We start from the raw sequence: 6,029 nt of genomic DNA, 5'->3' as shown, positions 1-6,029 counted from the left end.
TGGCGAACAATGTGGAGATCATCGAAAGTGTCCAGGAGGCCATGAACAGTGGCAGCGCCACGTTCACGCATGAAGGCTATTTCGGTCCGCTCCTGTTCGGCGAAGAGCTGCGTGCCTATACGCTCCGCCTGGAGCCGGGCATGTTCCTGTCCGAGCACCCGCACCCGACCGAGAGCATCGTCTATACGCTAAGTGGCCGCTATGTCTTGTGCAGCGAAGGCAAGCGGAAGGTGATGGAAGCCGGGTCGATCTTCCATTTCGGCTCGAACATGCCCACCGGCTGGGAAGCGCCCTTTGCGGAAGGGGCCGAGATCCTGATCTTCAAGAAGAAGCGTGAAGGCGATGACTATGATTCCTTTGTCGCGGGGATCAAGGATATGGCGGCCGGCCTGGACGAGCAGCTGAAGGATGGCGAACCCTTCTACTATAGCCAGTTGCCTGCCGACCATCCGGCCATCCAGTTCGCCCGGTCGAAGAATCCGGACTTCAGTGCCGTGCTCGAAGCCTCCGGGCTAAACAAGTAATCCCTGTCATCAAGAAGGAGACTATCCATGAAGAAGACCTTTCTTGCCGTATCATTTCTGGCTCTGAGCCTGGGCGGATGTGCTGGGACCAGTTCCACCGCAGCCTTTACCTCGGAGCCAGTGGAGCAAAGCGATGTGCAGTGGAGCCTCGTCGACTCCGTGGATGTCGAAGCGATCAATGCCGATCTCGAAATCGGGAAACCGACCGTGGATATTGGTCTGTATTATCCTTCGAATCTTCACCGGGATGCGGTCGAGAAACTGCCACTCAGCGGATTGGTGGAAGAATTCCTCAATGCGAAAAAGGTCTTTGAGCCCACCGGGGTCCAGTTCAAGCTTCTCTGGATCAAGACGGGGCAGGTCGACCCTCAGCACCTGGCGATCACGGCATCCAATTGGGAGACCGATCTGCCGTCCGGGGGCTATGGCAACATGTATGTCCAGAGCGCCATCCATCCGACAGAAATGTCGGATGGAGCGGTGGCGGCGTTCGAGACCATCATCGAGCCGGCGCCGGAAAACAGTCGGACCATCTATCTGGTTGCGATGCAGAATGTCTACATGCCGTATTATGAGGATCTCGACGGGGGACGGAACTGGGCTCCGAAAGTGGTGAACACGTCCGGTCTGTCCTTTCCATCCTACACATATGCGGACACGATTCCTGACCGTATACGCGGCGTGATCACACTGACAAAGCATGACGCAACCAACAAGCTGACAATCGCCCATGAGCTGGGTCACAAGTTGATGAATGTCAGCCATGAGTATCGGGACGTAAGCCCGCAGCACGAAATACGGTCCGATGACGGATTGATGCTTTATGGGTCCGGCATGCAGATTCCCTCCGGGCAGGAGGGACGCTGGCATCAGGAACGTCTGCTTCTTTCGCCCTATATCTATCGGGCCGATGCGGCTGGCGAACGGGTCTGGAATGCCGATTTCCAGGCAGGCGGCGTCTATTATGATCCCATCTACGGAGATTATGCGGTCCAGTTCGACTAGAACCATGAGGCGTCGGCCTCCACGCTGGCCCACCCATCTATCGCGAACGCGCATGGCCCTCCTGGGATGGCCATGCGCATCCATTTTCTGTGCCTGCCCCCTGCGCTCAGGAAGGCCGGTGTCCCTGCGGGTGACCAGCAATATGCCTGATCCGGCTGGCACATCCTGCAAATTGCGAAAGCCCGGCACCCTCCGACGTGTCAGGCGCGTGGGGCTGACACGTCGGAGACAGGCCAATCACGTCTCATGGTGTGCGGAAGAGGCGGACCGGTGATCCGGTCCATCTCCGTCGCCTAATACCAGGCCCTGAGTCCGACGAGAAAAACGATTTCCTCTCCATCTTCACCCGTCGCTTCGATCATGTCGCGGGTGTCCCCCAAGGCGCGGTGCCATTCGAGTCCGAGATAGGGCGCAAATTCCCGCCTGACCTCATATCGAAGGCGCAGTCCCGCACTGATCGAGGTTAAACCAGATCCTGTCTCACGATCCGGTACCGGCTGCGCGGAAAGCTCCGCCTCGATGCTTGGCTGAAGGATCAGCCTCTGGGTCAACAACAACTCATATTCCGCCTCTATCCGGGCGGTGAGATCACCTTGCTCACTTAGAAAGGCGGCAGTCTCGACTTCGAACCAGTAAGGCGCGAGCCCGTTCAGGGCGACCACACCATGGGCGAGGCCGTCCGGCTCGATATCGTATCGCAGGCCGGCCTGAATATCCCAAAAGGGCGCCACGGCCCGGGAGTAGAGTGCCTGGATTTCGGCTTCCTCAACGCCACCGTCCGTGAGCGAGGCATGTCCCTCGCTCTTGACCCAGAGCTTGTTGAGATCGCCGCCATACCAGGCCTGGCCATTCCAGGCGAAGCGGTCTTCCGCTTCGGCAAATTGTGCCTCAAGCTGGTTGAACATGACGTAGAAATGCTTCTGATCTCCTCCCTCTGCGAGAACCCGTTGGCGGGCTTCGGCCATGACGTCCGCGCCATGAAGCGCGTCGGCCTGATTCCACGGGGGGCTTTGATGGGCTTCCTGGGTGATTGCATTCAGGGGAGCGCCTATCCCGGCACTCGAGAAAATGAGGGCACGCAGTATTCGTTTCACGAGGCTCATTGTGCGTGCCCCCCGTGATTCATGGCCTGATGGTCCATATGCATATCTGCGCCCGGCTCTGGCTCAGGCACTCCGGGGTGTTCGGGATGCGCGGCGGGAAGCACGCTCACGACCTGCATCATACCAGCATGCATATGATAGAGCAGGTGGCAGTGAAATGCCCAGTCCCCGACATGTTCGGCGGTAATATCTACACTGACCTTGTCTGCGGGTTTGACTGTTACGGTGTGCTTGCGCGGCTTGTGATGGCCGCCGCCATTGACGAGATCGAAGAACATTCCGTGCAAATGAATGGGATGCGGCATCATCGTGTCATTGATCAGGGTGAGCCGTAACCTTTCGCCCTCATAGAACTTGATGGATTGTGTAACTTCCGAGAACTTCACCCCGTCGAACGACCACATATAGCGTTCCATGTTCGAGGTCAGATGGATGACGATCTCGCGACCGGGGGGGCGGTGATCCTCGTTCATGTCGAGGGCCCGCAGTTGGCTATAGGTCAGTGTTCGGTGCGGCACGTCCTCGAGGCCGATACCCGGCTCCTCGAGCCGGCTCATCGCCATCGCGGCGATGTTCACCACGCCCGGACCGCGTTTGATATCTGCTTCGATCCTGACGGGCTGGATGGCGGGACCGTCGGGATCGGGTTTCATGGGCATGGCGCCCATGTCGTGCCCGCTCATGTCATGACCGGGCTGCGCCGTGCCGGATTCAGATCCGGCATCATGGCTCATGCCTGGCATGTCGCCATGGGCCATGCCCATGTCCCGCATGGTCAGTATTGGCACGGGCCGGAGGGCGGGGGCCGTGGCCTTCATCCCGGCACGCGGGCCGAGTGTGGCAACGGCCTGGCCCGTCCGGTCAATCGATTCGGCGACGAATGCATAGGCCCGGGCCTCGGTTGGCGCGACGATCACGTCATAGGTTTCCGCAACTCCCATCTGAAATTCATCGGTCTCGACCGGCTGGATATTCAGGCCGTCGGCCTGGACCACTGTCATTGGCAAGCCCGGGAGGCGGACATTGAAGAGGGTCATGGCGGAGGCGTTGATGATGCGCAGGCGAACCCGTTCGCCCGGCTGGAAGGCCATGTTGAAATTGTCGACCGTCGCATGTCCATTGATGAGATAGGTATATGTATCCCCTGACACATCGGCGATATCCCTCGGGCTCATCCTCATCTGGCCCCACATGCCGCCAAGACCGACCGGATTGGAGAGGGTCGGCCGGTTATAGTTCAGGCTTTCCGGATTCTTCTTCAACTGAGCGAAGATCCGGTGCGGATGGGTGAAGCTCCAGTCGCTGAGTACAAGGACATATTCCCGGTCATAGAGAACCGGATCCGGATCGGCAGGATCAATTATGATCGGGCCGTAATGGCCGAGCTGTTCCTGAAGACCCGAATGGGAGTGGTACCAATAGGTCCCGTTCTGCGGCACCTTGAATTGATACTTGAAGGTTTCGCCCGGTCTTATGCCCGGAAAGCTGAGTCCGGGCACGCCGTCCATGTGGAATGGCACAAGCAGCCCATGCCAGTGGATCGACGTATCCTCCTGGAGGCGGTTCGTCACGTTGAGCGTGACATCATCGCCTTCCCGAAAGCGCAGGAGTGGACCTGGCAGGGTCCCGTTGATTCCTGTTGCCATTCCGTCTCGACCATTGATGCGCACCGGAAACCGGTCAATGTCGAGGTCAAACCGCGTGCCAGAGAGCGAGGCTATGCCGAGATTTCCGGCGCTTGCGGATCTTGCCCAGGCGGGAAGGAGCTTTGCCGAGCCCAGGACTGCTCCCGCGCCCAGCGCAGAGTGCAGCAAATGTCTTCTATTGATCACAGATATCTCCATTGAATTGAAATTTAACCAGACGGGCTGAGTGCCCGGCGGGTGCGGTCTCAATTCAGGAAACGGACTTTCAAATGCAGGGGGGAGGGGGATTGCGGCCAACTTCGCCGATCCGGTACGATCCTACGAAGCGGTGCGCGAAGAGGAATCGCGGACCAGGCCGGGTTGGTAAGCGTGACTGGCGCCTTGACCCCGCTTCCGACGAGACCGGCCAGCGTACCCATCCTCTCGCCTTTTGCTGCTGCGACTAATTGCATGTCGCAATGGTCGCTCTCCTGTTCGCAGGGCGGCGTCTCATGCTTGCCATGACCGTCCGCCATCTGCGCAGTCGTGTTTTGCCCGGACCCGGCAGTTCCGGACGCGGCAACAGGACTGAGGCAGAGACTTTGCGACAGGCCGAAAAAGACGGCGACAAGGATGGAGACTATCATGTTCATCAGGTTTGAACCTACACCCCCATTGGGGGACAATTCAAGGAGCGTCATGACCAGTATGCAAGGCCTGTCTCGATCGCCAGAACATCCTGTACCGCGCCATCATTCTCCGCCTCGACAATGTGGTTTCGGGCTTCTGCGACGAGGTCCTCCATGCCTTTGCAATGCTCCGACTAGCATTCACCATTGGCGTCTTCGATCAGCGTAACGGAGCAGACTAGCAGTCGGTGGCTCAATGAGTATGGCGAGCTGCAGGTTGACCAAGGCCAACCGGATCAAGGAGGTCGAGAAGGAGAATGCGCGGCACCGCTGGGCAACCTCGGATCTCACCTTGGATAACCAGATACTTTCGGAAGTTGTGCAGGGCGCCGTAGAGGGGCGCGGCCGAAGCGCTCTAAAGAGATACCCCTGATTGTACCGCTAGCTTGCAGCGTCGCTGCCGTTCTTCCGCTTTTTGCAAAGCTCGTGGAATCCGCCGGCCATGAAGGAAGCCATGCGTTCCTTGGCTGCTTCGAAGTCGTCAGATTTGCAGAGCCCGTCAGATAAACGATCGATCCGACCCGTGCGGCCGAGCGTAAGCATCAAGGCGCCGGTGACGAAGTGGTAGCCCCAAAACAGGTCTTCGCGCGAACAGTCGGGCAGGGCCTTTTCCAGCAGGCCAATCAGGCGCAGGACAACCTGATCAAAGTGGAAATCGAAGAGCTCTGCGCCATAGGTCGTGTTTGAAGACTGCGCACCGAGGACACCGTAATTTTTCCAGCCTTCGCCGCCCTGACTGTAAAGGTCGAGGTCCGTGTCGAGAAAGGCGCGCAGGGCCCCCTCGACAGTTGGTTTTCCACCGCTCGCCTTGTCATACTCATCAAGCGCTTTCATGCGTAGCGAACTTGTCACACTCGCCCGGCGCGCGATCACTGCATCAAAGACGCTCTTCTTGTCGTCAAAATAGTAGTTCAGCAACGTGTGGTGCACCCCCACACGTTTGGCAATGTCCTTCAGAGTGACGCCATTAAAGCCCGACTGGGCGAAAAGGTATTCCGCCTCGTCCAAAATCTGCTCCATGGTTTCGGCGCGCTGCTCAGCCTTCGTCATTCGGCGGCGGTTGGGTGCTGTCTTTGTCATTCG

At 58.6% G+C, this 6,029-nt stretch carries 6 protein-coding genes; 2 read left to right on the top strand and 4 right to left on the bottom strand.

Annotation, left to right across the window (positions count from 1 at the left end; all coding sequences use genetic code 11):
* Both B2344_RS09800 and B2344_RS09795 read left to right on the top strand, forming a co-directional pair.
* A partial coding sequence (locus B2344_RS09800) for a cupin domain-containing protein (protein ID WP_290485120.1) occupies positions 1 to 524 on the top strand: 524 nt, incomplete at its 5' end.
* Positions 525 to 551: 27 nt separating this feature from the next.
* On the top strand, positions 552 to 1,529 hold the full coding sequence (locus B2344_RS09795) for a hypothetical protein (protein ID WP_290485119.1): 978 nt from the start codon (positions 552 to 554) through the stop codon (positions 1,527 to 1,529).
* 293 nt (positions 1,530 to 1,822) lie between these two features.
* Here B2344_RS09795 and B2344_RS09790 read toward each other — a convergent pair whose 3' ends face one another.
* The 4 genes from B2344_RS09790 to B2344_RS09775 all read right to left on the bottom strand — a co-directional run bounded on the left by B2344_RS09790 (position 1,823) and on the right by B2344_RS09775 (position 6,026).
* Positions 1,823 to 2,632, bottom strand: a complete 810-nt coding sequence (locus B2344_RS09790) for a copper resistance protein B (RefSeq protein WP_206993093.1) — start codon at positions 2,630 to 2,632, stop codon at positions 1,823 to 1,825.
* A complete protein-coding gene (locus B2344_RS09785; protein ID WP_290485118.1) occupies positions 2,629 to 4,464 on the bottom strand; it encodes a copper resistance system multicopper oxidase in 1,836 nt (611 codons plus the stop codon). The genes B2344_RS09790 and B2344_RS09785 overlap by 4 nt, the downstream gene beginning before the upstream one ends.
* A gap of 59 nt (positions 4,465 to 4,523) precedes the next feature.
* Positions 4,524 to 4,958 carry a hypothetical protein gene (locus B2344_RS09780; RefSeq protein ID WP_290480726.1) on the bottom strand — a complete coding sequence of 145 codons (435 nt, stop codon included), beginning with the start codon at positions 4,956 to 4,958 and terminating at the stop codon, positions 4,524 to 4,526.
* Positions 4,959 to 5,327: 369 nt separating this feature from the next.
* The gene (locus tag B2344_RS09775; protein ID WP_290482200.1) at positions 5,328 to 6,026 is read right to left on the bottom strand and encodes a TetR/AcrR family transcriptional regulator; all 699 of its coding nucleotides are present in this window, start codon (positions 6,024 to 6,026) and stop codon (positions 5,328 to 5,330) included.
* Between the last annotated feature and the right edge of the window lie 3 nt (positions 6,027 to 6,029).

Origin of the sequence: Hyphomonas sp. UBA3195 (assembly GCF_002366485.1) — a bacterium.
GTDB lineage: Bacteria > Pseudomonadota > Alphaproteobacteria > Caulobacterales > Hyphomonadaceae > Hyphomonas.
The sequence above is the reverse complement of the archived record's forward strand: the minus strand, read 5'-3'. Positions and strand labels throughout refer to the sequence as shown.